Origin of the sequence: Lentzea kristufekii (assembly GCF_033949925.1) — a bacterium.
Taxonomy (GTDB): domain Bacteria; phylum Actinomycetota; class Actinomycetes; order Mycobacteriales; family Pseudonocardiaceae; genus Lentzea; species Lentzea kristufekii.
On the sequence record NZ_JAXAVV010000004.1, the window covers coordinates 244,929 to 270,996 of the forward strand.

Genomic DNA, 26,068 nt, shown 5'->3' on the forward strand with positions numbered 1-26,068 from the left:
GTCAGCGCCGGTAGACGCCGAACTCGTAGAGCGAGTAGCCGAAGCCGGTTCCTCGTTGCGTGGCGTGCAGACGGACGTACCGGCCGGTCGCCGTCACGTCGATCGCGTCCACGCCACCGTTCCCGGTCGTCGTGCCGTAGACCGAGCGCCAGCCGTTGCCGTCGTCGGACACCTGGATCTCGTACGCACGACCGAAAGCGCCCTCCCACACCAGCTGCACGTGCTGGAACGTCGTCACCGCGCCGAGGTCGACCCGGATCCACTGCGGATCGGCCCAGTCCGTGGCCCAGCGCGAAGTTCCGTTGCCGTCCACCGCGTTCGACGGCGGGAACGGCGCGCCGTCACCGACCTGCTGGTACGACGAGGCGGTGGTCGCCTTGCCCTGGGCCACGTTCACGCCGGACGGCTGCGGCGCCACGACCCGCACGGACCGGGTCTCGATGCCGATGTTGCCGCGCCCGTCCTCGGCCACGACGTAGACCTTCCACACGCCGAGGCGGTCCGGGGCGGTGACGGTGAGGCGGTTTCCGGCGACCTGCACGGGCGTTCCGGCCAGCCCACCGCTGTTGTCGACGTACTTGCTGTTGAACGCGGCCGACCACGCGATGGCGTCCCCGTCGGGGTCGGCCGCGGCGACGTCGACGGTCAGCGGTGCACCGGCCGCGACGGTCTGCGGCACGGTCATCGAGGAGATCACCGGCGGGGTGTTGGCGGGAGTGGCACCACCGAACGCGCGCTGGACCGAGTAGAACGAGAGCCGCTTCTTGCCCGCGGGCGTGAGGTTGAACCAGACCGCGCCGAAGTCGTACTCCGTGCCGTAGTGGAAGAGCGTGCCGCCGAACGAGACTCCGGTGTGGCCGACGATGCAGTTCCAGGCCTGGGTGTAGCCGTCGCGCTTCTGCACGTCGGTCGGCTCGGCAGGCACGCCGTTGGCGTCGTTCGGCACCTCCCACTCCCCCGCGGGCCCGGCCTCGGTGAGGATGTACGGCCTGGTGTAACCGCCGGAGATCCAGTCCTGCCGCACCTGGCAGACGTTGCCGTAGGAGTTGACGGAGTACAGGTCGAGGTCGGGCGTGTGCGCCTTGAGGTACACCCACGCACCGGTCCACGCGTCGGTGTTCGTCACCGGGTGGCCGGTGTCGATGGCGTGGATCGCCCGCGCCGCCTCGTTCAGGTAGCGGGCGTACGCGACCCGCTGGTTCTCGAGCTCCGCGCCGGAGTAGCAGTTCTGCAGACCGAGGATGGACTCGTTGCCGACGTTCCACATCAGGACGCCGGGGTGGTCCTTGTAGGTGGTGACCCATTGACGGATCTGCCCGAGCACGTCCGCCTTGTACTGGGCGTCCGTCACGTAGTTCACGCAGCCGCCGGAACCGGGACCACCGCCGGGCAGCAACCAGAAACCGTTGATCACGCGCAGTCCGTTGGCCGCGGCCGCGTCGAGCAGCGGGCGGGTCGAGGCGTCCGTGCCCCAGGTCCGCAGGGTGTTGACGCCCATGGACTTGAGTTCGGGCATGTACCGCGCGGCGTCGGCGGCGGGCGGCCCCCAGGTGAGGCCCTTCACGACCCACGGCCGGCCGTCGACGGTGAGCTGCCAGTTGCCCTGCGACCCGGTGACGTGGACGCCGCTTCCCGGTACGACGCCGCCCTGCGTGCCGTAGACCCGGAACTCCCACAGCGAGACGCCGTACCCGTTGGCGCGCTGGGTGGCGTTCAGCCGGACGTACCGGCCGGTGCCGGTGACGTCGTAGCCCTGCCTGCCACCGGTGGACCCGGTCACCGACCGGATCGGCTGCCACGCGTCACCGTCGGCCGAGACCTGGATCTCGAACGCCGTCGCGTAGGCGCCCTCCCAGTCGAGCTCGACCCTGCTGAGCGCCGACGAGGCGCCGAGGTCGACGCGCAGCCACTGCGGGGCACTCCACTCGCTGGACCAGCGGGTGTCACCGTTGCCGTCGACCGCGGCCGAGGCGGGAGTGCCGCTGTTCTCGGTCGACGAGGCGAGAGCGGGTTTGCCCTGGGAGAGCAGGGCGGGGGCGGCGTGAGCCGGTAGGACTGCCAGGCCGAGGAGCACGGCGATCACCGTGCAGATGGAGCGGACGCGAACCATCGCGCCTCCTGCCACAGGTAGGGATGTAGGAGGAGAGCGCTCTCACAACCCTGCCGACGAACGTTACGACCGGACGTCGGCAGTGTCAAAGTACCGGTCTTGACACCTCATGAGGGCTGGCGGGACGCTAGTTGGGAGAGCGCTCTCCAAGCCGGTTCCCCACGTCGGCAGGAGGACATCGGTGTCCAGAAAACTCAGCGCGTTGACGATGACGGCTGCCCTGGTGGCGGCAGTGGTCGTGGTCGCGACCAACTCGGCCCAGGCCGACGACCTGGTCACGCACCACGAGTTCCAGGCGAACTGCTCGGTCACGACCCACCTCCCGGACGACCCGATCGTCTTCCCGGGACTGCCGGGCGCGTCGCACATGCACACGTTCCTCGGCAACCAGTCCACGAAAGCGAGCAGCACCAACGAGTCGCTCAAGGCAGGCCAGACCAACTGCAGGACGCCCGACGACAAGTCCGCGTACTGGTTCCCGTCGGTCATCAACGGCGACCAGATCGTCCCGCCGGACTTCCCGCAGGTCATCTACTACAAGTCCGGCATCCTGAGGTACCAGGACGTCGTGCCGTTCCCGCCGGGCATCCGGTTCGTGGTCGGCAGTCCCGCGGCCACGCAGGAGCAGTTCCGCACCGCGCCCGGCGCGGTCGAGGGCTGGGAGTGCGGCGACAGCTTCCACAACTGGGACATCCCGGCGTACTGCCCGCCCGGCACGCAGCTCAACGTCCGTTACCAGGCACCGAGTTGCTGGAACGGCCGCGACCTCGACTCGGCGGACCACAGGTCGCACATGGCCTATCCGGACCGTGCGACGCTGGCCTGCCCGCCGAGCCACCCGGTCGCGGTGCCGATGATCGAGTTCAAGATGGCGTTCCCGGTGTCCGGTGACATGTCCCGCGTGCGGCTCTCCAGCGGTCGCGGGTACAGCTGGCACTACGACTTCATCAACGCCTGGGACGCGCCCACGCAGGCCGCGCTGGTCCGCCACTGCATCAACGGCGGCCTGCAGTGCGACCCGCGCGGGTTCGACCTGTACAAGCCGAATCGGGGTGCCGCACTAGGACCGGACTACCGGTTGCCGCGGTGAGGTTCCTCGCCTCGTGCACCCCAGGGCGGCGCGTGCCCTGGGGTGTTTTCGCGTTGCCGTTGTTCGCGGGGTGTGCCGGGCTCGCTCGCAGTGACCAGGAGAACGGAACGGACGCCGCGACCGAGGAGTTCGCGGCGTCCGTCGAGTCATCCCGCAGGGATCAGCTCACCAGGCTCGGTCAGGGGTAGTTCACGACGTACCGGACCTGGTTCGCCAGGTCCGCCTGACCGCCCGTGCCGTTGATGACGTTGGCGATCGTGCCCACGCCACCCAGTGACACCGTCACGAGGTGCGTGAACCGGACTCCCGACCGGTTCGGCGCCTCGAAGCCGTTGTCCGTCACGATGCTCGGATCGGCCTGGTTGAAGGCGTACACGCCGACACCGAACGCCTCGTGCGTGGTCACCGAGTCGGCGACCTTGTAGCCGGCCCAGCCCCGCTTGGACCCGTTCATCCACGCGGCCTGGTTCGGCGGGTCGTACGGCAGCTCGTTCTGGTACAGGTAGACGCGGCCGCCGTTGCCGTTCCACACCAGGTTGTGCTGCTGGTAGTGCTCCACGAACAACCCGTACGCGATCACGTTGTCGCCGTTGACGACCACGCCGTTCTGGCCGGGGTTCGCGGTCCAGCCGACGCCCTCACCGTGGTCGGCCCGCCACACCCAGGTGTGGTCGATGATCGTGTTGCGGCTGTTGACGCGCATGCTGACCGTCGCCTTGCCCGCCTGCGACCCGCCGACGCGCAGGTACACGTCGTGCAGCGAGGTCGGGTTGGCCGCGTGCGAGTTGGCGCTGGAGTCGCCGACCTCCAGCAGCACCGGGGAGTTCTGCACGCCGGCGTCGACCAGGAACCCGGCCAGCCTGACACCGTCCACATCGGACGTCGTGAGCGCGGCCTTGCCCGCGGTCGGCGTCAGGGTGGCGAGGCCGAGGCCCAGCACGACGGTGTTCGGGCGGGTCACCCGGATCGTGTCGTCGAGCTGGTGGATGCCCGGCGTGAGCAGCAGGTGCTTGCCCTGCACCAGCGCGGCGTTGATCGTCGCGGCCGGCGTGCCGGGCTTGACGATGAAGAAGTCCGCGAGCGACACCGACGTGCCGGGGTTGCCGTTCTCCCAGCTCGTACCGCGCGAGTTCTGGCGCAGCGCGGGCAGGAAGACGCGGTACTCACCGGAGTTGTCGAAGTACAGGTACGGCTTCTCCCGCGTCACCGGCGAGGTGTCGACGGTCGTGTGCGACGGGTTCGGGAAGTGGTTGGGCGGTGCGCCCTGTGTGCCGGCGAACACCATGTTCCACACCGACCCCGACCAGCCGCCGACGAGGTTGCTGTTGCGGGTCAGGAACTGCTGCTGCGAACCGGAGACGGTCACGCCGTCGATCTTGCTGTCCACGATCAGGCCACCGCTGGCCCAGCCGTCGTAGCCGTTCCACAGGTGTGCCTGGCCGCGCAGGTGCATCCGCCGGTACGCGGTGGCCTGCGAGACGGCCCAGCGCTCGATCTGGTTGGGAGGCAGCGTGACCGAGAGGTTCTCGGTGCCGCGCCAGAAGTTCTGCGTGGCGTTGCCGAGGTTGTTCGGGTCGTTGCCCTGCTGCAGCCAGTCGGCCTCGACGCGGATGTGGCCGTTGATGTTCACGTCGTCCGGCATCAGCCCAAGACCGACGATCTGCGTGTAGAACCGAAGGTTCACATCGGCGTTGTAGCTGCCGGGCTTGAACAGCACGGCGTGCCGCTGCGGGCCGAACTGGTTGGTCTTCATCTGCGTCGCGATGGAGTCGAGCCGCGACTGCATCTCCGACTGCGAGGAGCCTGGACCGTAGACGTGCACGTTCGGGCCGAAGTCCGGGTTGCGCGGGTCCGTCGGCGTGACGCCGGGGGTGTCGGGCGTGGTGGTGAAGACTCCCAGCTCCCACAACGAATAGCCGTAGCCGGTACCGCGCTGCGTGCCGAGGACGCGCAGGTAGCGGCCGGACCCGGTGACGTCGACGGACTGCGTGCCGCCGGTGCCGGTGGTGGTCGAGTGGACGTTGCGCCACGACGCGGAGTCGGCGGCGTTGTCGGTCACCTGGACCTGGAAGGCCTTGCCGTAGGCGCCTTCCCAGCTCAGCGAGACGCGGCAGACCTCCTGCGTGGAGCCGAGGTCGACCTGCAGCCACTGCGGGTCGGAGAACTGCGACGACCAGCGGGTGCCCGCGTTGCCGTCGACTGCGGCCGACGCGGGCGTGCCGCCGTTCTCCGTCGAGGACGCGGTGGCGGGGCGGTTGAGAGCGACGTTGGAGGTGCCGCACGCGGCGGCTCCCGCTTGGGAGGTGACGCTGATCGTGGTCACGAGACACAGAGCGGCAGCGGCGAACGCGGCGGCCCTGGACAGGGTTGAGCCCATGGTCCTGCCTGACGGGGGAAGGGCTGAAAGCCTTGGACAGGGGCGTGAGAGCGCTCTCCCAAGGGACGTTAACGCCGGGTGTCGAACAGGTCAATCAGGCAGAGGCCCGTACGACGAGTTCCGGTTCGAAGATGACGGATCTCGGCCGTTGTCCCGGTTTTTCCAGCTCCGCGAGCAACAGGTCGGCCATCTGAGCGGCCATGCGCTCCACCGGCTGCCGGATCGTGGTGAGCTGCGGGCGGCAGGCCAGGGCCGGCGCGCTGTCGTCGAACCCGACCACGGCGACGTCCTCCGGCACGCGCAGTCCGTGCTCCAGCAGCACGTCCACGGCCGCCTGCGCCATCAGGTCGTTCGCGGCGAACACCGCGTCGAGGTCGGGGCACTCGGTGAGGAGCCGGTGCATCGCGGCCGCGCCGCTCTCGGCGGTGAAGCCGCCCTCGGCGGTCGGGACGTACGGGAACCCGTGGCGGGCCATGGCGTCGCGGAAACCGGCGTGCCGGTCCTGGCTCGCCAGCACGTCCATCGGGCCGGAGATGGTGGCGATGTTGTACCGGCCCGCCGCCACCAGGTGGTCGGCGGCCAGCCGCCCGCCCGCGCGGTGGTCCATGTCGACGTAGCCGATCGGCATCGGCCTGCCGGGCCGCGCGTAGAGCACCGAGGGCACACCGGCTTCGAGCAACCGCGCGGGCAGCGGGTCGGCCGGATGGGTGGACACCAGCAGCGCGCCGTCGGCGCTGCCCTGTCTGAGGAACTCGACTACCTCGGTGCGCGCGTGGTCGGAGTCGGCGAGCATGAGCACCGGGTGCACGCTGTGGCCGCGCAGGAAGTCGACCACACCCGCCGTCACCCGGCCGAAGAACGGGTCGGTGAACACGTCCGATCCCCCGCCCGCGCCGGAGATCACCAGCGCGACCGTGCCGGTGCGGCGCGTGACGAGAGACCGGGCCACGCGGTTGGGCGTGTACCCGGTCTGCTCGATCGCGTTGCGCACCGTCTCCTGGAGCTCAGGATCGACGTTGCGCGTCCCGTTGACGACCCGGGACACCGTCGCGCGGGACACGCCCGCGACTCTGGCGACGTCCTCCAACGTGGGTGCGACCCTGCTCATGCACCGGTTGTACCACGCCAGGAGAGCGTTCTCCCAACATCAGGAGGTGACGACCACGTCCTTGATCGCACCTCGCCAGAAGTCCACGTTCTGGCCGTTGTACTTGGCTCGTCCCACCGCGAACGCGCCGGTGCTCTCGATGGCGGGTCCCGCCGGTGCCGTGGCGACCAGCGCGCCGTCCAGGTAGAGCCGGATCTCGCCGCCCTTGCGCTCGCCCTTCAGTTCGTACCAGCGGCCGATCTCCGGCGTGATCTCGTAGCAGGCCCGGTTGCCACCGGGGGTGCTGAACGCGAACGCGCCCTGGCCGTACTGCAGGTAGAAGGGGTTCTCCGCCTGACGACCGTCCTGGCTCACCGCGGAGGCGTAGTTGCCGGGCAGTTCGTCCAGGCGCACCTTCGCGGACACCGCGTAGTCCTTGGTCGTGTCGACGACCGGGCCGTAGGTGTCCGCCGAGCCGTTGCGGAGTTCCAGCGCCCCGTCCTTCCAGGTGGCGCCGGTCGGGCTGAGCGTCAGCGGGTTGCGGCCGCTCGAGTCCTTCGCCGTCGTTCCCGTGGTCTCGTTCAGCTTCCACTCACCGCTGCCCGCGTACGGGTACGGCTTGCCCGCGTTCGCCCCGGCCTCGATCACCCGCCGGTTGATCTCGCGGACGGGACCGGGGTCGACCTTGATGCGCTTGCGGTCGTAGGTCCACAGGCCGTTGAGCTCGCCCTCCAGGTCGGTGACCTGCGTGTAGACCGACGCGGACATCTCCTGGCGCGCCTGGCCCAGGTAGAACGTCCGGGTGTTGTCGACGTACTTCGCCGTCAGCGCCGCCTTGTCCGGCACGCCGCTGTAGATGGCGATCGGTGCACCGGGCCACTGGTGTCCCGGCGTCCGCAACGTGAAGCCGCCGTGCTCGCCGTCCATCACGACGCGCTTGCCGTCCGGGCGGGCCGGGTCGGTGTTGTTGTAGTCGTGGTGGTCGATGACGTCGCCCTTGCCGCTGTCGCCCTTGGAGGCGCAGCAGTTCACGCCGCTGTGCGCGCTGACGATCCGGCTCGGGTCGGCCGCCTTGACGTCGTCGGTGATCTGACCGGTGACGGTGCGGTCCCACTCGCCCCAGCCCTCGTTGAACACGATCCACGCGTAGATCGACGGGTGGTTGTGCATCTGCTGCATCAACTCGCGGCTCTCCTTGAGGAAAGCCTGCTGCGCCGTCGGGTTGCTGCCGTCCTCGACGGACACGAAGTCCTGCCACACCAGCAGTCCCAGCCGGTCCGCGTGGTAGTACCAGCGGGCGGGTTCGGCCTTGATGTGCTTGCGGACGGAGTTGAAGCCGAGGTCCTTCTGCGCCTTCAGGTCGAAAACCAGCGCCTCGTCGCTCGGCGCCGTGTTCAGGCCGTCCGGGTAGAAGCCCTGGTCCAGCTGCATCAGCGAGAAGATCGGCTGGCCGTTGAGCGTCAGCTTCGGCGTGCCGCCGACGTTCGCGATCCCGGTGGACCGCATGCCGAAGTAGCTCTTGACCTTGTCCTTGCCGAGCGTGACGTCGAGCTTGTAGAGGTACGGGTCGTCCGGCGTCCACAGGTGCGGGTTCGGCACCGGCAGCGCCAGCTTGGTGTTCGCCGGTCCGGTGACCGTGCCGACCTGCTTGCCCTTGGCGTCCCTCGCTACCGCGGTGACGGTGGCGTTGCCGGCGGACTTGACCTCGACGGCCAGTGAGCTGGTGGCGAGGTCCGGGGTCGTCCTGATCTCGTCGATCCCCTTGTCGGCCACCGGTTCCATCCACACGGTCTGCCAGATGCCCGACGACGGCGTGTAGAAGATGCCGCTGGGGTTGGGCGACTGCTTGCCCTTGGGCTGGTGCGGGCCGGTGGTGTCGGTGACCGCGACGACGATCTCCTGCTCACCGCGCTTCAGCGCGTCGGTGACGTCCGCGCTGAACGCCGTGTAGCCGCCGGTGTGCTCGGCGACGAGCTTGCCGTTCACCCAGACCTTCGCGTGGTGGTCGACCGCGCCGAAGTTGAGCTTCAGCCGTTGCCCGGACCCGATCCGCCAGTCGTGCGGGACGCTGACCGTGCGGCGGTAGAACATGTGGTCCTCGTGCCGCTCGAGACCGGAGAGCTGCGACTCGATCGGGTAGGGCACGACGACCTTCTCGCGCAGCCTCTTCCCGAACACCGGCTGCTCGCCGGCCTTGGCGGCCGCGAACTCCCAGGGGCCGTTGAGGTTGAGCCACTTGTCGCGTTCCAGCTGCGGCCTCGGGTACTCCGGCAACGGGTTGCGCGTGTCGACCTTCTCGCCCCACGGCGTCCTGAGCCGTTCCGTGGAGACGTTGCCGACCGTGCGCGCGGTCTTCTCGACCTTCTTGCCGTCGACCGCGAGCGCGCCGGCGCCGTCGTAGTAGATCCGGACCCGTTGGCCCTTCAGCACTTCCTCGGCCAGCCGGATGGTGAGGCGGTTGCGGCTCGTCGTGACGACCGAGATCGGCATCGGCGTCGCGTCGACGTCGATCCGAAGGTGGTCCTTCAGGTCCGACGTGCCCGAGATCCGGCCGTCGAACTCCGCGGTGAGGGTCCGGCCGTCCTTCGAGACCCCGGCCGTGCGCGGCACGACCTGGAAGCCGGCCGGCGGCGTGAACGCGGACTCCGGCACGATCTGCTTGGGCGTGGTCGCGCTCGACCAGCGCAGGAACATGTTGGCGCCGCCGACGTCCTGGAACATCTCCAGCCTGAAGTCGTACTGGCGCCCGGCGGTGAGCGTCACCGGCGCGCTGGTCTGCTCGCGGTCCCAGTCGGGCACCCAGTGGTCGATCACCGGCTTGCCGTCGATCAGCAGCCGGAACCCGTTGTCCCCGACGGCGTAGAACGTGTAGTCGCCGGTCTGCGGCACCGCGATCTGCCCGGTCCACCGCGCGGTCGTGTGCTCGGTGCGGCCGTTCAGGAACCCGAACACACCGGTCAGGTCACCGTGGTTCACGTCGGCGTCGAGCACGGTGCCGCCCAGGGTCGCGAAGTCCCGCGCGCCCGGTGCCGACATGCTGAAGTACTCGCCCTTCAGACCGTGCACGGGCTCGGCGGCACCCGCGGACGGCGTGCCGGGCGCTATGCCCAGCGCCAGCAGCAGCGCGACGAGTACGGGGGCGGTTTTCTTCATCGGCGAAGATCCCCTTCGTTTTTACAACGTTGTAAGAGCGCTCCCATACATCCACGCACACGGCTCGGAGGCCGGGCTACGGCCGAACGGAGGTATCGGGCATGTCAAACCGGACAGGTTTCCGGGACGTCACGAGGCGCGGAGGTCCTCGGTCACCTCGATGCCGCGCCCGGTCCACCGGACGGCCCGCAGGTCAGGCACGACGACGGGTGCGGGCGTGTGCAGGGCGCCGGTGCCGACGCCGACCACGGTGGCGGCCTCGGCGGCGAGACCCGCGGCGACCCCGTTGCCGCTGTCCTCGAAGACGAGGCAGTCACCGATCGGCAGCCCGAGCTTGTCCGCCGCCTTCAGGTAGCCCTCGGGGTCGGGCTTGCCCCGCGTCACGTCGTCGCCGTTGATGACCACCGACGGCAACGGGATCCCCACCGCGGCCAGCCGGACCGTGAGCAGTTCGGGCGGAGCGGACGTGACCACGGCCCAGTTGCCCGGCAGCGCGTCCAGCAGCTCGCGGGCTCCGGGGATGGGGGCGGTCGACCCGGCGTCGGCGACCTCGATCTCGTTGATCCGCCGCAACGCGCCGGCCCGCGCGGAGGCGGGCACGTGCATGCGGACCGTGTCCGCGGCACGACGGCCGGGCAGGCCGCGCAGGACCTCTTCCGGGTCGACGCCGAACTCGTGCGCCCACTGCGTCCACGCGCGTTCGGCGGCGACCGTCGAGTCGGTCAGCACGCCGTCCATGTCGAACAGCACCGCCCGGCAGGCCAGGTTCATCGTTCTCCTCACGGCAGCGGGATCTCCAGGCTCACCGTGCCGCGCAGGTCCAGCCACGCGCGGTCGCGTCCGCGCACCAGCCGCAGCACGACCTCCTCGCAGTGCGGGCAGCGCGCGACGGTGCCCGGAGCGCTCTGGTAGACGCGCAGGCTCGCCACCGGACCTTTGTACCCGCAGCCCGAGCACTGCCCGGTCGCGGCGGTCAGGTCCACCGCGAAGATCTCGCGGAGGTCTCCCGCCAGCGCGTTCCCGTCCACATGACTCATCGGTGCTCTCCTGTCAGCCGAAGCGTTCGGTGCGGACGCGGCGGGGGTCGTGGCCCAGCGCCACGAAGATGTCGGACACCGTCTCGACGAACCCGGTCGGCCCGCACACGAAGACGTTCGGGGTGAAGTCGGCGGGCCAGGCGTGGGTGTTGAGGGTCGCGAGACCCAGGCGTCCCGGTGGCTCGGGCGATCCGTCCGGGGCCTGGCGGGTGTAAGCGACGTGGACGTCGAGGCCGCCGTCCTCACGCGCACGCCGGCGCAGCTCGTCGGAGTAGTAGACGTCCTCGGGCGTGCGCACCGAGTAGATCAGCCGGAACGGCACCCTGCTTCCCTCCGCGGCCCGCGTGCGGATCATCGCCATCAACGGTGCGATGCCCGATCCGCCCGCCACGAGCGTCACCGGCGCCTGGTCGGTCGCACGCCAGACGAACCAGCCGCCGACCGGGCCGCGCAGCTCGATCCGGTCGCCGGGCGAGAGCACGTCGCACAGGTACGGCGACACCTCGCCGTCCTCGACCCGCTGCACGCTCAGCTCGAACCGCTCCCCGTCCGGCGCGGAGGAGATCGAGTAGCTGCGCTGCACCGAGTAGCCGTCCTCGGCGGTCAGGCGCACGTCGACGTGCTGGCCCGGCAGGTGTCCCGGCCAGCCGGGCACGTCGAAGACCAGGCTGCGCGCGCTCTTGGTGATGTCGGTGGCCTCGGCCAGTTCGGCCTCCCGCCAGGTCAGTCGCCCTGATACCGCTGCTCGCGCCATGGGTCTCCGTAGTCGTGGTAGCCCGCGCTTTCCCAGAAGCCGGGTTCGTCCTCGAGCAGCAACTGGATCCCGCGGACCCACTTCGCCGACTTCCAGAAGTACAGGTGCGGCACCAGCAACCGCGCCGGCCCGCCGTGTTCGGGCGTGAGCTCGTCGTCGTCGTACCGGTACGCGATCCACGCCTGGCCGTCGATCAGGTCTTCCAGCGGCAGGTTCGTGGTGTAGCCGCCGTAGGACTGGACGAGCGCGTAGTCGGCGGCCGTCTCGACGTCCTCCAGCAGCACGTCCAGCGAGACGCCCTTCCAGCGGGTGCCGAGCTTGGACCACTTGGTGACGCAGTGGATGTCCGTCGTGATCTTCTCCGCGGGCAGCTGCATCAGCTGCTGCCACGACCAGTCGTACCGCTGACCGGCCTCGGTGTTGATCGTGAACTGCCACCGGTCGGTCGGCACGCGCGGCGTCGGCCCCGCCGTGAGGACGGGGAAGTCCTCTGCCAGGTACTGACCGGGCGGCAGCTGCACGTCCGGTGACTGGCGTCGCCCGGTGAAACCGGGAGAGACGATTGGCATCGTGTCAGTAGACGCCAGCGGCGAGCCGAACGCCACTGCTGATCACGGAGGTCACATGGACGTCAGGGTCGAGATCACCGGCACGACGACGTTGATCAGGATGAATCGCCCGGACCGGCGCAATGCGGTCGACGGGCCGATGGCCGCCGAGCTGCGGGACGCCTTCCTGGCGTTCGAGGCGGACCCGTCGCAACGGGTGGCGGTGCTCGCCGGCGAGGGCGGGACGTTCTGCGCCGGGGCGGACCTGACCTCCGTCAGTGATCCGGCCCGGCGCAACGAGCTCGATCCCTCCGGTGGCGGGGCCGGGCCGATGGGGCCGACGCGGTTGCAGCTGAGCAAGCCGCTGATCGCGGCCGTCAGCGGGTATGCGGTGGCGGGCGGGCTGGAGCTGGCGCTGCTGGCCGACCTGCGGGTGGTCGAGAGCGACGCGGTGTTCGGGGTGTTCTGCCGGCGGTGGGGGGTGCCGTTGATCGACGGAGGGACCGTGCGGTTGCCACGGGTTGTGGGGCTGGGGCGGGCGTTGGACCTGATCCTGACCGGACGACCCGTGCACGCCGAGGAGGCGCTGGCGATCGGGCTGGCGAACCGGGTGGTCGAGCCGGGGCAGGCGGTGGCGGCGGCGCTGGAGCTGGCGGGGCAGATCGCCGGGTTCCCGTTCGAGTGCGTGCTGGCCGACCGGGCGTCTGCCTACGGCGGGCTGGACCTGTCGTTGGCGGACGCGTTGCGGGCGGAAGGCGCGGCGGGGGTGCCGATCGTGGCCAGGGAAGGCGCGGCCGGTGCCGCCCGGTTCGCGGGCGGCGCCGGACGGCACGGGCAGTTCAGCGGAGACGGCGAACGCTGAGATCGGGGTTGACGGCGATCTCCCGTTCGGTGAACGCCCCCTTGACCCACTGCTTCTTCGCGTACAGCCGGGCCTGGTCGGTGTGGTGCGGCGAGGCCGGGTCCGCGGACTGCCCGTAGATGAGCATCGAACTCATCCGCGGGCCGTTCTTCGTCAGCTCCACCGCCATCACGAAGCTGGAGCCGTGCGGGATCTCCGGAGTCATGCCCGGCCGGGGCGGGCCGGGCACCGAGATGACGTTGAAGCAACCCTCCGGGCCGCGGCACCCGTGGATCGGGATGCCCTCGTACTGCTGCACGGCGTCGAGCGGCACGTCCACCGCGACTCCGGCGGCCGCGAACATCCGCACCGAGTCGGCGAAGGCCCGCTGGACGCCGGGGTCGTGCGCGTTGATGCCGCGCGGAGTGTGGACGGGGTCGGCCGGGTCGAACGGCACCTGCCAGAGCCTGGTGCCGGGACGGCCGGTCAGCACGAGGAACGAACGCCAGAAGTAGGCGCCCCGGCTGTTCTCGCCGGTGTCACCGGTTCCCGGCCAGGCTGCCAGGGCGGCGCAGGCCGTGCGGACGTCCACGGGCTGACCGTCGGTCGCGGGCAGAGTCGGGTTCGCCTGGCACATCGTCACCACGGCGGCGCGGCCCTGCTCGGCGGTGAGGTTGCGGTTGCCGACCATCGAGGATTCCAGAGTGGACAGTGTGAAGTCGTTGGTGCCGATCATGTCCAGACCCATCCGGGTGCGCGCGGAGCGTTCGGTGCCCACGTCGCCGACGATCGACGGGTAGCCGGTCAGCGGCGCGGCCGGGTTGGCGAGCCACGGGCTGTCGTTCATGTTGCTCACGTGGTCGCGCCGGACGAGGTGCGGCAGCCGGCCAGGGCCGAACCTGCCCGGTGTCACGGCGTCGGGGTCGGTGCCCCAGCCGCAGTCCGATCGGCTGCCGTCGAGGACCACCAGGCCGATGGGTGTGCTGACACCGCAACGGGTTCGCTGGTCGTCGGTGACGTGCGGGACCACCTGGACGTCACCGTAGTACGCGGTGCCGGTGGCGTCCGAGGCGAGCGTGTTGACCCACGGCAGGGCCTGGTGCCGCACGAGTGCCTTGTGCAGGTCGGACACGCTGCGGGCGCGGGCGATGGCGAGCCACTGGTCGACGACCTGCAGGTTGCCGTGGTTGGCGTCGCGCAGGACGAACGCGCTGGTGTCCGTCCACTGCAACGCGCGGTCGTCCTCGACCACCGGGCCGTCCGGGGTGCGGTAGAGGGTTCTCGTGGTGCCGCCGGCGGTGACCTGTTCGGCGATCATGCGGTGGGTCTTGCCGTCCACGACGTAGCTGGTCGGGTCGCCGGGGACGAGCGTGAGCTTCGAGAGCGTGACCGTCTGCGCTTCGGAGGCCGTGTGGGTCCAGCCGAGCTTGTCGTTGTGGCCGATGTTGACGAGCGGCAGGCCGTACAGGCCGGCACCGCTGACGTTGAGCTCGCCGGGGATCGTGAGGTGGTGCTGGTAGAAGCGCCAGGTGTCGTCCCAGTCGAAGTGCGGGTTGCCGAGCACCATGCCGGTGCCCGGCACAGTCGCGTCACGACCGAGCGCGATTCCGTTGCTGCCTGGGCGTTCCGTCGCGACACGGGCCGGCGCCACGATCGCCGATCCCGGCGGCTGTGCCGACACGAGTTGCTCCTGGAACCCTTCGCTCCCGGTCAGCCCCGCCACCTGGTGGACGCGCCGCCAGACGTCGATCTCGGTGATCGGCCGCGCGTACGTCTTGCAGGCGGCGGGCAGGCCGTTCTCGGTGAGGTACCGGTTGAACCCGGCCACGTAACCGCGCACCAGATCACGGGCCTGCTTCGACGGGCCGCGGGCCAGTTGCCGCTCGACCACCTCGGACTGGTTCAGCCGCTGGTAGTAGAGGTCGCTGTCCACGTTGCCCGGCCCGAACCAGCGGGACCGCTCGGCCGCGAGCGTCACGACGATCTCGGCCATCACGCAGGCGTTGTCCTGCGCGAACGCGTACCCGAGGCCCTGGCCCGCACCGCGGTAGTCGGCGGCCAGCACGTGCGGGATGCCGTAGGACGTCCGTCTGATCACCGTCCCGCCGCCGGCGACCGCGGGCGGGCTGGTGGCCAGAACTCCTGCTATCACAAGCGATAACGCCAACAACCGGCGCATGGAATCCCCCTATTCGTTGTGCAGAACCGTGGCGATCGAAAGCCGCGCCGCTCCCCTGGCAGGCACGACGGCGCCCAGGACGGCGATGACGACGCCGGTGAGGGCCAGCAGTGCGAGCAGCGGCGCGTGGTAGACGTTCATGAGGATGTCGACGGCGTCGGCCTGGCCCGCCTGCGCCATCGCGGGCACGACGAGCCGGTGCACGGCGATGCCGATGGGCACGCCGGCCACACCGCCGAGCACTCCCAGGCCGCCCATCGACGTCACGAGCAGCACGGTGACCTGGCGCGGTGTCATGCCGATCGACTTGAGCATGCCGAGGTCACGGCGCCGTTCGCGGGCGTTGAGCACGACGGTGTTGAACACCCCGAGCGCCGCGACCGCGCCCAGCACCAGCGTCAGCACGACGGACGCGCTGATGATGATCACGGCGGTCGACGAGGTGCCGTCGCGCGGCGGCAGGACGCGCAGTCCTGGATCGGCGGCCCGCACCGCGCTCGTGAAGGTGTCGCGGTCCGTGCCGGGAGCCGTCTGCACGAGGTAGGTGTCGGCCCGGGTGCCCGGCACGAGAGCGTCCACCCCGGACCAGTCGGCGAAGATCTCGTCGGCGTTGTTGGTCAGCACGAGCCCGACGATCCGCACCTGCGTCCGGTTCCCCTGCGCCTGCACGGTGATGGTGTCGTCCAGGGCGAGCCCGCGCTGGTTCAGGAACCTCGACGGCACCGCGACCTGGCCCGGACCGTCCGGCCAGTGCCCGGACAGCACGCGGGGCCGGAAGTCGGTGTCCCCGCGGTGGAACAGGATCGTGGGTGGCGACCTGGACGCGCGCAGGCGGCTCGGCGGCGGGTTCCGCGTCCGGGCCAAGATCCCGGTCGAGCGGCCGTGAGCGGGCCGCGGGTGGTGATCGCGGACGACCAGGCGTTCGTGCGCATCGGGTTCCGGATGATCCTGGACTCCGGCGGCGTCGAGGTCGTCGGTGAGGCGGCGGACGGGGCCGAGGCGGTGACGGCGGTGCGCGACCTGCGGCCGGACGTCGTGCTGATGGACATCCGGATGCCGGGGATGGACGGGCTGGAGGCGTGCCGGCGGATCGTGCGGGAACCGGGTGACTGCCGAGTGCTGATGCTGACGACGTTCGACCTCGACCGGTACGTGTACGAGGCGCTCGCCGCCGGTGCCAGCGGGTTCCTGCTCAAGGACGTCACGCCGGAGCACCTCGTCGCGGCCGTGCGGCTGATCGAGACCGGTGACGCCCTGCTCGCGCCGTCGATCACGCGCAGACTGGTGGAACGGTTCGCCGCTGGCGTCTCCGTTCCCGCCGTGCACCGGGATCTGGCCGCGTTGACGCCACGGGAACGCGAGGTGCTCACGCTCGTCGGCAGCGGACGGTCGAACTCGGAGATCGCCGGCCACCTCACGCTGAGCGAGGCGACGGTCAAGACGCACGTGGCCCGCATCTTCGCCAAGCTGGAGTTGCGCGACCGCGCGCAGGCCGTCGTGCTCGCCTACGAGACGGGCCTGGTCACGCCCGGCGCGTGAGTTCCCACGCGGCGATCTCGGTCCTGGTGCGCAGTCCGAGCTTGGCCAGAACGCTGCGCACGTGGGTCTCGACGGTGCGTTCGCTCAGGTGCAGGCGGGTCGCGATCTGGCGGTTGGTCAGGGCCTGCGCGACCAGGTCCACGACCTCGGACTCGCGCGGTGACAACGGGTCCCGCGCCTGTTCCGCCGCGCCGATCCGTTTGAGGAGCCGATCGGCCTCGGCCAGCCGGACCGGCATGTCCAGCGCGCGGAACTCGGCCGCCGCCTCGGCCGCGAGCGTGCGGGCCTCGGGCAGATCGCCCTGCTCGACGAGGGCGCGGGCGAGCCCGAGCCGGCTCAGCGCGGCGAACGGCCGGGCGCCGATGCGGGCGTTCATCTCCAGGGCCAGCCGGTAGTGGCCGGCCGCGACCTCCGTCCGTCCGCACGTCATCGCGAGGTCGCCGAGCAACCGCGGCGTTGCGGCGGTGGAGAACACCGCGCCGGACCCGTCCGCGGCGAAGCACGGGTCCAATGTGGACAGCACGGCGTAGACGCCCGCTGCCGCCTCGGCGTCGTCGAGCATGCAGGCGATCACCCCGATCTGCCCGACCAGCGGAGCCCACGTCGGCCCGGCCTCCAGCACCGCCGGCATCGCCCGGAACTCCTCGAACGTCGCCCGGGCCTGGTCGGTCTGCCCGAGCATCGCGTGCAGGAACGGCACGTAGACGCGGGCCAGCGGGATGTCGCCGACCAGCTCGATCACCTCGAACACCTCCCGCGCCGCCGCCTCGTCGACGCCGCCGACCAACTGCGCCAGCTCGTTGCGGAACGCGTGGTACATGCCCTTGGCCGCCGAGACGCCCATCCGCTCGGCCACGGCACGAGCCGTCTCGTTGCACTCCTGTGCCCTCTGCAACTGCCCGACCAGCGCCGCCCGCGTGGCGCGCAGCCGGTGCAGGTGCCACCACGCGACCCCGTGCTGCCGCGCCGCCGCGAACTGCTCGATCAGGTCCAGCTGCCGGTCCACCTCGGCCAGGTCCCCCACCTGGATCGCCGCGTCGACCAGCCAGACGTGGCCCCACAGCTCGGCGTGCGGCTGCCGTGCGGTCTCGGCCAGCACCACGGCCCGGTTCGCGAGCTCGACCCGTTCGTCCCGGAACTGCGGCGCGCACAAGGTGAGGTGCCGCGCGTGGATGCCGTCCAGCTCCGCGTCCGGATCACCGCTGCGCACGGCGAGTTCCAGCGCCGTGGCGGACAACTCGCGCGCCCGCTGCGCCGCACCGGTCGTGGTGGCCGCCATCGCCCGGCGGGCCAGCAGCCGGGCCCTGGTCGCGGTGGCCTCGTGCGGGAGGTGCCGCAGCGCGGTCGTGCAGAGCTGGTCCACGGCGGCCAGCAGCGAGCGGTCGCCGAGGCCGGTGATGACGAGGGCGGCCTCCGCCATCAGGTCAGGGGCGCCGGCCTGCTGGGCCAGGCGGGCGGCGGTGCGGCAGTGGGCGAGGCTGGCCTGGGTCTCTCCCGCGAGGAACTCGGCGCGGGCGAGGCAGAGGGTGAGCTCCGCCGTCTTCTCCTCAGCCGTCTCCAGTGCGAGCGCCGCGAACCCGGCCGCCTCGTCGTAGGCGAGTTCCGCGGTGGCCGCTCTCGCCGCCTCCGTCGCCCACCGCGAGCACTCCGCGGCGGCGTCCGTCCCACTCGCCCGGCGCCACTGCGTCGCGATCCGTCCCGGCGCACCGCCAGCGGCGGCGAGTGCCAGCGCGCAACGCCGATGCAGCTCCGCCCGCGCGGAAGGCGCCAGGTCCTCGTACACGGCGTCCCGCACGAGAGCGTGCGTGAACGCCAGCGCCCCGTCGTCGGCCTGCAGAACCCTGGCGGCGACGGCGTCGTCCAGCGGTGCGGCGGGGTCCTCCCCGGTGACGGCCGCGAGCAGCGCGGGGTCGATCCGCTCCCCCAGGACGCTGGCCACGCCGAGCACGTCACGGGCGCGCGGACTCAGCCGGTCCAGCTTGGACAACACCAGCCGGTGCAGTTCCAGGTGTCCCGCGGCCTCACCGCTGTCGAGCAGCATGCGCACGTACAGCGGGTTGCCGCCGGTGCCGTCCACCAGCCGTGCCGCCAGAGACTCCGGGTCCGGTTCGGCCGTGGCGGAGCGAACCCACCCGGCCACGTCGCCACGGGTCAGCCCGCCGAGGTGCAGGGCTCGAGCGGGCATCACGCCGGACAGGTCTCCCCCGGCCTCACGACAGGTCGCGACGACCAGGATCCGGGAGGCGGGCAGTTCGGTGGCGAGGTGGGCCAGCAGGCGCAACGACGTGCGGTCGGCCCAGTGCAGGTCCTCCAGCACGAGCAGCAGCCCGCTGGGTGCGGCCTCCGCCACCAGGGCGTCCACCGCGTCGGCGAGCAGGGCGAAGCGGGCCGAGTCGTCCGTGCCGGAATGCGCGCCGGAGAGCACGTGATGCAGCGCGGGCAGGGAACGGGCGAGGCGGCGCCACGGCCACAACGGAGGCATGCCGGGATCGTCGACGGCGTGGCCTCGTGCGACGGGGATGCCGTACGAGCCGGCCATCGCGGCGACGGCCGTGGCCAGGCGGGTTTTGCCGATGCCCGCTTCGCCGACGACCAGCACGAGACGACCCGCGCCGCCCGCCGCCGCGACGAGACCCGCCCGCAGCGAGGCCAGTTCGCGGTCGCGGCCGAAGATCGGGGCGTCCTCCACGCCGGGAGTATCGCCGACCGGTGGCGGTTCGGTACCGCACTCCGTACTGGCACGGATCCGTGTCGCCCCGGCCGGGCAGAGACTCGGTGCACCACCCGAGGAGGCGACCATGTACGCGCAGCTCACCTACTTCGACGGGCCCCGCGGCCCCGAACAGCTGGCCGCCGCGGACTTCGCGGCGAAGCAGCGGATCGCACCGGCGGCCATGAAGGTGCCGGGCAACATCAGGACCTACGTGCTGCGCCGGGCCGACGGGTCGGAGGTCGTGCTGTCGATCGCCGAGTCCGAGCAGGCGCTGATCGACACCCAGAAGGCGATCATGAGCACGCCGCTGCTGCCCGGCGAGGACCCGGCGTTGCTGCGGGGCGCGGACCGCGTCGAGATCTACCCGGTCCTCGAGGTCTTCGAGCACGACGGAGCCCGGTCATGACCGCCACGCGAGCGCTCGCCGCCGGCGTGTGGCAGGCGGACCTGAGCCGCAGCACCGCGTCGTTCCAGGTCGGCAACCTCGGCCGCAAGGCGAACGGCACCGTGCCCGTCACCGCGGGGACCGTCGAGATCGGCCCGGACGGCGCGTTGCTGGCCGTGCACGGCACCCTGGACCTCGGCGCCATCGACACCGGGATCGCCAAACGCGATCAGGACCTGCGCAAACCTCGCCTGCTCGACCTCGACCGGCACCCCGTGATGACGTTCACCGCGACGTCCGCGCGGGCCGCGGGCAACGGCTGGCACGTCACCGGCACGCTGGCCGCGAGGGGCACCGAGACCGAACTCGGCGGGACCGTCGAGGTGTCCTCACTGGACGGACGCGAGGCGGTGCTGACCGCGACGGCCCGGCTGGACCGCAGGACGCTCGGCATCCGCGCACCGGGGTTCATGATCGGGCGGTACGTCGACATCACCGTCACCGCGGTGATCGCTCAGTCCGCCTGAAGGACGAAGAACAGGAAGTTCGGGGCGTCCGCGTAGTGCGCGAACTCCCTCGGGAACAGGTCGCGGGCCTCCGGCAGCGCAGGCGGCTCGCTGATCGAGGAGATCCGGAACCCGGCCGCGGCGAACGCGTCGGTCATCGCGTGCAGCGGCCGGTTCCAGAACGTCACCTCGACCACCCGGTCCCCCACCGGCCACCGCGCGGGGCGCGGACAGGTCGAGTAGTAGCCGGGACGGCGTCCCGCGAGGCGTTCCTCGCAGTAGGCGGCGGTGGGGTGGTTGACCGAGACGATCAGCCTGCCGCCGGCCCGCAGCACCCGCCGGACCTCGGCGAGCGCTGTGCCCCAGTCCTCCAGGTAGTGCAACACCAGCGACGCGATGACGTCGTCGAACTCGGAGCCGGGGAACGGGAGGGGCCCGTCAAGGTCGGCGACCTGCACGTCCGCCCCGGCGCCGAGCCGCAGCCGCGCCTGCTCCACCATCCCGGCACTCACGTCGACACCGCTCACGACCGCACCCCGCTCGCGCAACGCCGCGAACAACGGTCCCGCACCGCATCCGGCGTCGAGGAGCCGCCGCCCGGCCACGTCCCCGGCCAGCGCGAGCATCGCCGGCCGCTCGTAATAGGCGTTCGCGTAGCTCTTCTCGTTGTCGGCCGCGTACGCCTGCGCCACGGTGTCGTAGGAGCTCAAGCCGCCTCCAGCACGAAGAACAGGAAGCTCGGCGCGGTGGCGAGCAGGTGGTAGTCCTCGGGGAACAGCTCACGGGCCTCCGGCGCCGGCGGGGGTTCGCTGATCCGGGTGATGCGGAACCCGGCGGCGGTGAACGCGTCGGTCATCGCGTGCAGCGGCCGGTTCCAGAACGTCACCTTGACCATCTGATCACCCACCGGCCACTCCCCCGCCTGCGAGTAGACGGCGAAGTAGTCGGGCCTGCGCCCCTGCATGCGTTCGATGATGTACTCGGCGGTGGGGTGGTTGACCGACGCGATGAGCCGGCCGCCGGTCCGCAGCACCCGCCGGAACTCGGTCAGGGCCGGCCCCCAGTCCTCCAGGTAGTGCAACACCAGGGACGCGACGACGTCGTCGAACTCCTCGTCCGCGAACGGCAGCGGGCCCGCGATGTCCGCGACCCGCACGTCGGCGGCCGCACCGAGGCGCAACCGCGCCCGCTCCACCATGCCCGTGCTCACGTCGATGCCGCTCACGACCGCACCCCGGTCGCGCAACGCCGCGAACAACGGACCCGCGCCGCAGCCCGCGTCGAGGATCCGCCGCCCGGCCACGTCCCCGGCCAGCGCCAGCGTCGCCGGCCGCTCGTAGTAGGCGTTCTGCAGGCTCTTCTCGTTGTCCAGGTCGTACGCCTCGGCCACGGCGTCGTAGTCGCTCATGCGATCGATCTTGCCCGAGGTTCGTGGTCACGGGTTCGAGTCAGCCGCGTCTGCGGGCAGAGACGTGCGACTCGGCGCCGGAGCTGACCCGAGGTCCTCCCGGCCTGGATGCCGCCGTGCCGACCACAGCGTCAGCGCGGCGGCACCCAGTCCCAGGACCAGCGAGGTCCAGATGTTCAGCCGCAGGCCCAGGATCGTGTTCGCCTGGTCGATGCGCAGCGCCTCGATCCACAACCTGCCCAGCGTGTAGAGCACCACGTACAGCCCGAACGCGCGGCCGTGCCCGAGCCGGAACCGGCGGTCCGCCCAGATCACCACGGCCGCCGCGGCGAAGGTCCACAGCAGTTCGTACAGGAACGCCGGGTGGAACGTCCCCAGCACCACGGGCGCTCCGTCCGGACCGATCACCGCGCGGCCCGCGTCCAGGTCCCACTCGTGGATCGTGAGTGCCCAGGGCATGTCGGTCGGCCTGCCGTACACCTCGTTGGTCAGCTTCTCGGCCCTGAAGGGCCGAGCTTGCAGCTCGGGCACCACTGGCTGTGGTGTGGTCGGCTGCGTCTGGACAGTCACTGATCAGGCGGCTGTCGGGGCGGCTGACTGGCGCCCCGCGTTCCACGCGACATCGGCTTTGTGGCTGATGTTGCGGGAAGCGTTGTAGTCGGCGTTCGCGGTGTAGCGGCAAGAGCGGCAGACGAACCGGGCTTGGCTGGGCCGATTGCGTTTGTCGATGTGGCCGCACTCGGAGCAGCCTCGCGAGGTGTTACGCGGGTCCACGAACTGGACCGGCACCCCGGCGCGCTGGGCCTTGTAGGTGATGAAGGCCCCGAGTTGGTGGAACGCCCACGAGTTCAGTACGACGCGCTGTGGTTTCCTCAGCCGTGCCCGGTCGCGGATTCCGGCCAGGTCTTCCAGGCCGATCCCGCGTCCGGTGCGTTGCGCGGTGGTCACATACTGTTTCGACAGGACGTGGTTGGTGTTGGCCACATGCCGCGATTCCCGGCGGCGCAGCCGTTTGAGCGTGCGTTTGGCGGACTTGGTCTTCTTGCGTTGCAGTTTTTGCCGCAGACGCTGCAGGTGCCGCCGATAGCGGTTCACGCGGCGCCCGGCGGCGCGGTCGCCATCGCTTGTGGTCGCGACGTTCACGATCCCCAGGTCGATGCCCAGCCATCCGGACGGCTCGAACGTCTCCGGCTCCGCGATGTCGCAGGTGGCGATCAGAAACCACATGCCGTCGTGGTGCACGAGGTCCGTCTCGCCCCGCCGGTGCTCACGCAACATCGTCAGCTGATCCGGCGAACCGGTGAACCGCAGATTCTTCATCCGACCGGCCGTGGTCCAGATCGACACCGTCCGCGCGTCGTGATTCCACGACAGACAGCGGTCGTCGAACGGCTGCGCCGCGTCCAGCCGGAACCCGATCGGTTTCGACTCCGCTTTCACGCGGCGCTTCGAGCCTTCCGGGCCGAGATTGCCGTTGCGGATGTTCGCGTGCAGCGTGGTGCAGGCGTCGGCGGTCTTGCGGATCACATGCAATGCCGGCTGAGCCGACAGGCCCCGCGCTTTCAGGCACGCATACGCCAGTCGCTGCAGTGCCTGACGGGAGAACACCCGCCGCTCGAACGCCATCCGCGACACCTCATCCGCGGCCTGGTTGCAGGCGTGCAGGGTCGCCGCCAACGCCGACGCCTGCTCAGCGTCCGGCAGCAGCTTCAACCGCACGACGATCTTCACAACGACCATCCTATCGTTGGCCTGTGTCACCTCGGTGGGGGCCGAACCTCGATATCCGCAGAGGCCGCAGCGTCTTCTACACCCTGCCCGCACACCTGGTCTTCGTCACCAAGTACCGGCGCGGCGCGTTCACCGGCGAGACCGGCCACCTGCTTGTGCACCACCCGACCACGTCGCCCTCTCCCGGCTGGTCAACAGCCTCAAAGGCGTCTCGTGCCGGCACCTGCGCCACGACTTCCCCAGCCACATCAAGAAGTATCTGTGGGCAACCACTTCTGGTAACCCTCCTGCGACGAAGCACCGCTCGACATCATCAAGCAGTACATCGCCATCCAGAAACGCCCCGGCTGATCTGGCGGTACCAGAGCGCCGCGACACCACAGAGCGCATTTCCTCCCGGCCGTGAACGGCCGGGCCTCCTGCGGTTAGCCCGTTGAACCAGTTGCCGAGACGGCGGATCCGTTGTGCCAGCAGGGTTCCAGGTGCTGACGCGTCGGCCAGCGGAGATGCGCGACGCCGGCTCGCCTGGCACCGATCCAGGCTCCGAGCGCGCCGAACGGAACGCCCCAGGTGGCGATCTGGTTGATGACACCGGGCCTGCCGCCGCGCTGGACGTAGCGGCGCTCGGTCAGCCAGGCGGCCACGAGCACGCCGGCGATGATGCAGAACGCGTAGGCGCGGATCGGCACCGGGCCGAGGTGCCACACGCCCTGGGTCGGACTGGGGATGGCGGCCAGAAGCATCGCGCCACACTAACGACGCCGGGGCCCGCGCACTGTGAAGTCCGCAGGCCCCGGCTCGTCATCACCTGTTCAGCGCACCGCCGACGATCGGCAGCACCACTTTGCTGACACCCAGCGACACGGTGAGCGAGACACCACTCGCCGCCGTGTCCGCGGCGATGTAGCCGTTGTGGTTCGTGACGAGCACGATCCCGATCCGGTGCCCGGCCGGGATCAACGCGTCCCTGGCGTGCAGCTTCCAGGTGACGTCCGCGGTGGACCCGTTGGTGGGCAACGGGGTCGCGGTCTCCAGCGACAGGCGGTTCTTGGCGTCGACGGCACCCTTGGTCAGCATCGTCGCCGAGACCGCCTGGATCGACACGTCCGGAGGACGCGCGCAGCCGGTCTTGTCCCGCAGGTCGTTCCGGCCGCACACCTCGGTGGACAGCTGCAGCGGACTGCGTTCGGACAGCACCGCCTGCGTGCTCGGGCCGTAGTCCACCAGCAACGCGGTGAGCGGCGTCGACGCCCGGTTCGACCCGATGCGGACGGTCAGGCTGACCTCACCGGACAACCGCGCGTCCTTCGTCAGCGGTGCCGTCACGTAGGCCAGCCGGCCGGTGTTCGCGGTCTCAGGGTTGGCCATCATGGCCGCCTCGCTGATGTTCGCGTTCGCGCGCAGGCTCTGCGTGCCGCTGGGAACCGGTGCGGCGGTCAGCGAACCGGACATGCCACCGGCCGCCGGACCGAAGTACAGCGTGGTGTCCTCGGTGTCCGGCCGCGGCCACGAGGCGGCCTGTTCCCAGCTGCCGTCGGGCCTCTGCACGTCGGCCATCGGCTCGTTCATGATCCCGTTGTCCGCGCCCTTGAGCCAGTGGTCCATCCACAGACCCATGACGCGCTGCCACTCGGCCTGGCGGAACGAGATCGGGTCGAGGTGCCCGCCCCGGTGCAGCCAGATCTTGCGCGGTACGTCGCGGTCCGCCAGTTCCTTCCACCAGCGGCCGAACTGGGACGGCTTGACGTTCCAGTCCGCCTGGCCGTGCACGGCGAACACCGACGCGGACACGTTCTGCGCGCCCACCCGGTAGTCGCGGGCCTTCCAGAACGACGTGTAGTCGAAGGACTCGTCGCCGTCCTCGCGCGACAGCTGGTCGAACACCGGCTTGCACTTCGCCTTCTGCGCCGCGCTCACGACGTAGTTGGCGAGGAAGGTCGGGTAGTTGGACTCCCAGCCCTTGTACCCGATGCCCTGGTCACGGGCGTACTCGTACCAGCTGGAGATCGCGGCGATCGGCACGATCGTCTTCACACCGGGGATGTTCGCCGCGGCGGCCGCGTTGGGCAGCGTGCCGTTGTAGGAGACGCCGAGCATGCCGACGTTGCCGGTGCTCCAGCTCGCGACCGCCGCCCGGCCGTCGGCGTAGAACGCCTTGGCGCGGCCGTTGAGCCAGTCCACGACCGCGCGGACGCTCGCGGTGTCCTCGGGACCGCCCGTGGTCGGGCAGCCGGTCGAGCGGGAGGTGCCTTGCATCTCCATCTCGACGACGGCGTACCCGCGCGGCACGAAGTACTCGTCGTACCAGCGGCCGAAGCCGCGCGGCACGTTCGTCGCCGACGCGGCCGTCGCACCCAGCCCGTAGTACGGGCTGGCCTCCATCACGATCGGCACTCGCCCGGCCGTGTCGGGCCGCATGACGTCGGCGGCGATCCGGTCGAGCTTGCCGTCCGCGTCACTGTCGATCGTGGACTCGACGTAGACGGTCTCGGTGATCGCCGCGGCGGCAGGAGCCGCGTTCGAGGCAGGCGTGTAGATCGTCGCGGCCATGAGCAGGGTGGCCGTGACGAGGTAGACCCTTCGCATGAGTTCCTCCGTCGGAGGGCCCGA

Annotated in this window: 23 protein-coding genes; 6 read left to right on the forward strand and 17 right to left on the reverse strand. The window is 70.6% G+C overall.

Annotated elements, in window-relative coordinates:
* Nucleotide 1: 1 nt before the first annotated feature.
* Complete coding sequence (locus SK571_RS10390; RefSeq protein WP_319983814.1) at nt 2-2,110, reverse strand: discoidin domain-containing protein; 2,109 nt, start codon at nt 2,108-2,110, stop codon at nt 2-4.
* Nucleotides 2,111-2,291: 181 nt separating this feature from the next.
* Between SK571_RS10390 and SK571_RS10395 the strand changes: the two genes are divergently transcribed.
* Nucleotides 2,292-3,200 carry a DUF1996 domain-containing protein gene (locus SK571_RS10395; RefSeq protein ID WP_319983815.1) on the forward strand — a complete coding sequence of 303 codons (909 nt, stop codon included), beginning with the start codon at nt 2,292-2,294 and terminating at the stop codon, nt 3,198-3,200.
* Nucleotides 3,201-3,232: 32 nt separating this feature from the next.
* Entirely contained in the window at nt 3,233-3,388 is a 156-nt protein-coding gene (locus SK571_RS10400; RefSeq protein WP_319983816.1) for a hypothetical protein, read from the forward strand.
* Here the strand turns inward: SK571_RS10400 and SK571_RS10405 are convergent.
* The 7 genes from SK571_RS10405 to SK571_RS10435 all read right to left on the reverse strand — a co-directional run bounded on the left by SK571_RS10405 (nt 3,379) and on the right by SK571_RS10435 (nt 12,177).
* Nucleotides 3,379-5,577 carry a discoidin domain-containing protein gene (locus SK571_RS10405; RefSeq protein ID WP_319983817.1) on the reverse strand — a complete coding sequence of 733 codons (2,199 nt, stop codon included), beginning with the start codon at nt 5,575-5,577 and terminating at the stop codon, nt 3,379-3,381. The genes SK571_RS10400 and SK571_RS10405 overlap by 10 nt on opposite strands.
* A gap of 94 nt (nt 5,578-5,671) precedes the next feature.
* Nucleotides 5,672-6,685: a LacI family DNA-binding transcriptional regulator gene (locus SK571_RS10410; protein WP_266036689.1), complete on the reverse strand. Its 1,014-nt coding sequence runs from the start codon at nt 6,683-6,685 to the stop codon at nt 5,672-5,674.
* Between the two features lie 39 nt (nt 6,686-6,724).
* A complete protein-coding gene (locus SK571_RS10415) occupies nt 6,725-9,817 on the reverse strand; it encodes a PA14 domain-containing protein (RefSeq protein WP_319983818.1) in 3,093 nt (1,030 codons plus the stop codon).
* A 129-nt stretch (nt 9,818-9,946) separates the two neighbouring features.
* Entirely contained in the window at nt 9,947-10,588 is a 642-nt protein-coding gene (locus SK571_RS10420) for an HAD-IA family hydrolase (RefSeq protein ID WP_319983819.1), read from the reverse strand.
* Nucleotides 10,589-10,596: 8 nt separating this feature from the next.
* Nucleotides 10,597-10,854, reverse strand: a complete 258-nt coding sequence (locus SK571_RS10425) for a DUF6510 family protein (protein ID WP_266036686.1) — start codon at nt 10,852-10,854, stop codon at nt 10,597-10,599.
* A gap of 13 nt (nt 10,855-10,867) precedes the next feature.
* Complete coding sequence (locus tag SK571_RS10430) at nt 10,868-11,608, reverse strand: ferredoxin reductase (protein WP_319983820.1); 741 nt, start codon at nt 11,606-11,608, stop codon at nt 10,868-10,870.
* Complete coding sequence (locus SK571_RS10435; protein ID WP_319983821.1) at nt 11,578-12,177, reverse strand: sulfite oxidase-like oxidoreductase; 600 nt, start codon at nt 12,175-12,177, stop codon at nt 11,578-11,580. Before SK571_RS10435 ends, SK571_RS10430 begins: the two co-directional genes overlap by 31 nt.
* Nucleotides 12,178-12,232: 55 nt before the next feature.
* On the opposite strand from SK571_RS10435, the gene SK571_RS10440 reads away from it, so the two are divergent.
* Complete coding sequence (locus SK571_RS10440; RefSeq protein ID WP_319983822.1) at nt 12,233-13,018, forward strand: crotonase/enoyl-CoA hydratase family protein; 786 nt, start codon at nt 12,233-12,235, stop codon at nt 13,016-13,018.
* On the opposite strand, the gene SK571_RS10445 is transcribed toward SK571_RS10440, so the two are convergent.
* Nucleotides 12,996-15,095, reverse strand: a complete 2,100-nt coding sequence (locus SK571_RS10445; protein WP_319983823.1) for a penicillin acylase family protein — start codon at nt 15,093-15,095, stop codon at nt 12,996-12,998. The two genes, SK571_RS10440 and SK571_RS10445, sit on opposite strands and share 23 nt — an antisense overlap.
* A 90-nt stretch (nt 15,096-15,185) precedes the next feature.
* The gene (locus SK571_RS10450) at nt 15,186-16,040 is read right to left on the reverse strand and encodes an ABC transporter permease (protein ID WP_319983824.1); all 855 of its coding nucleotides are present in this window, start codon (nt 16,038-16,040) and stop codon (nt 15,186-15,188) included.
* An 18-nt stretch (nt 16,041-16,058) separates the two neighbouring features.
* Here SK571_RS10450 and SK571_RS10455 point away from each other — a divergent pair, with 18 nt between their 5' ends.
* Nucleotides 16,059-16,715: a response regulator transcription factor gene (locus SK571_RS10455; protein ID WP_319983825.1), complete on the forward strand. Its 657-nt coding sequence runs from the start codon at nt 16,059-16,061 to the stop codon at nt 16,713-16,715.
* Here the strand turns inward: SK571_RS10455 and SK571_RS10460 are convergent.
* Nucleotides 16,699-19,404, reverse strand: a complete 2,706-nt coding sequence (locus SK571_RS10460; RefSeq protein WP_319983826.1) for an ATP-binding protein — start codon at nt 19,402-19,404, stop codon at nt 16,699-16,701. The genes SK571_RS10455 and SK571_RS10460 overlap by 17 nt on opposite strands.
* Nucleotides 19,405-19,513: 109 nt before the next feature.
* Between SK571_RS10460 and SK571_RS10465 the strand changes: the two genes are divergently transcribed.
* The gene (locus SK571_RS10465) at nt 19,514-19,834 is read left to right on the forward strand and encodes a hypothetical protein (protein WP_319983827.1); all 321 of its coding nucleotides are present in this window, start codon (nt 19,514-19,516) and stop codon (nt 19,832-19,834) included.
* On the forward strand, nt 19,831-20,340 hold the full coding sequence (locus tag SK571_RS10470; protein ID WP_319983828.1) for a YceI family protein: 510 nt from the start codon (nt 19,831-19,833) through the stop codon (nt 20,338-20,340). The genes SK571_RS10465 and SK571_RS10470 overlap by 4 nt, the downstream gene beginning before the upstream one ends.
* Here SK571_RS10470 and SK571_RS10475 read toward each other — a convergent pair.
* From SK571_RS10475 to SK571_RS10500, 6 genes are all read right to left on the reverse strand, one after another.
* Nucleotides 20,328-21,029, reverse strand: coding sequence for a class I SAM-dependent methyltransferase (locus tag SK571_RS10475; RefSeq protein WP_319983829.1), 702 nt, complete (start codon nt 21,027-21,029; stop codon nt 20,328-20,330). The genes SK571_RS10470 and SK571_RS10475 overlap by 13 nt on opposite strands.
* Entirely contained in the window at nt 21,026-21,727 is a 702-nt protein-coding gene (locus SK571_RS10480; protein ID WP_319983830.1) for a class I SAM-dependent methyltransferase, read from the reverse strand. Before SK571_RS10480 ends, SK571_RS10475 begins: the two co-directional genes overlap by 4 nt.
* 27 nt (nt 21,728-21,754) lie before the next feature.
* Entirely contained in the window at nt 21,755-22,258 is a 504-nt protein-coding gene (locus SK571_RS10485; protein WP_319983831.1) for a prolipoprotein diacylglyceryl transferase, read from the reverse strand.
* A gap of 42 nt (nt 22,259-22,300) precedes the next feature.
* A complete protein-coding gene (locus tag SK571_RS10490; RefSeq protein WP_319983832.1) occupies nt 22,301-23,458 on the reverse strand; it encodes an RNA-guided endonuclease InsQ/TnpB family protein in 1,158 nt (385 codons plus the stop codon).
* Nucleotides 23,459-23,883: 425 nt separating this feature from the next.
* Nucleotides 23,884-24,201, reverse strand: a complete 318-nt coding sequence (locus tag SK571_RS10495; RefSeq protein WP_406601962.1) for a prolipoprotein diacylglyceryl transferase family protein — start codon at nt 24,199-24,201, stop codon at nt 23,884-23,886.
* Nucleotides 24,202-24,262: 61 nt separating this feature from the next.
* Complete coding sequence (locus SK571_RS10500) at nt 24,263-26,044, reverse strand: CocE/NonD family hydrolase (RefSeq protein ID WP_319983833.1); 1,782 nt, start codon at nt 26,042-26,044, stop codon at nt 24,263-24,265.
* Nucleotides 26,045-26,068 lie beyond the last annotated feature (24 nt).

Bases quoted from the DNA above. Each gene is read 5' to 3' on its own strand.
- SK571_RS10425 (WP_266036686.1), bottom strand. From the start codon at position 10,854: ATGAGTCATGTGGACGGGAACGCGCTGGCGGGAGACCTCCGCGAGATC.
- SK571_RS10500 (WP_319983833.1), bottom strand. From the start codon at position 26,044: ATGCGAAGGGTCTACCTCGTCACGGCCACCCTGCTCATGGCCGCGACG.
- SK571_RS10495 (WP_406601962.1), bottom strand. From the start codon at position 24,201: ATGCTTCTGGCCGCCATCCCCAGTCCGACCCAGGGCGTGTGGCACCTC.
- SK571_RS10415 (WP_319983818.1), bottom strand. From the start codon at position 9,817: ATGAAGAAAACCGCCCCCGTACTCGTCGCGCTGCTGCTGGCGCTGGGC.
- SK571_RS10440 (WP_319983822.1), top strand. From the start codon at position 12,233: ATGGACGTCAGGGTCGAGATCACCGGCACGACGACGTTGATCAGGATG.
- SK571_RS10405 (WP_319983817.1), bottom strand. From the start codon at position 5,577: ATGGGCTCAACCCTGTCCAGGGCCGCCGCGTTCGCCGCTGCCGCTCTG.
- SK571_RS10465 (WP_319983827.1), top strand. From the start codon at position 19,514: ATGTACGCGCAGCTCACCTACTTCGACGGGCCCCGCGGCCCCGAACAG.
- SK571_RS10470 (WP_319983828.1), top strand. From the start codon at position 19,831: ATGACCGCCACGCGAGCGCTCGCCGCCGGCGTGTGGCAGGCGGACCTG.
- SK571_RS10480 (WP_319983830.1), bottom strand. From the start codon at position 21,727: ATGAGCGACTACGACGCCGTGGCCGAGGCGTACGACCTGGACAACGAG.
- SK571_RS10390 (WP_319983814.1), bottom strand. From the start codon at position 2,110: ATGGTTCGCGTCCGCTCCATCTGCACGGTGATCGCCGTGCTCCTCGGC.
- SK571_RS10410 (WP_266036689.1), bottom strand. From the start codon at position 6,685: ATGAGCAGGGTCGCACCCACGTTGGAGGACGTCGCCAGAGTCGCGGGC.
- SK571_RS10430 (WP_319983820.1), bottom strand. From the start codon at position 11,608: ATGGCGCGAGCAGCGGTATCAGGGCGACTGACCTGGCGGGAGGCCGAA.
- SK571_RS10420 (WP_319983819.1), bottom strand. From the start codon at position 10,588: ATGAACCTGGCCTGCCGGGCGGTGCTGTTCGACATGGACGGCGTGCTG.
- SK571_RS10435 (WP_319983821.1), bottom strand. From the start codon at position 12,177: ATGCCAATCGTCTCTCCCGGTTTCACCGGGCGACGCCAGTCACCGGAC.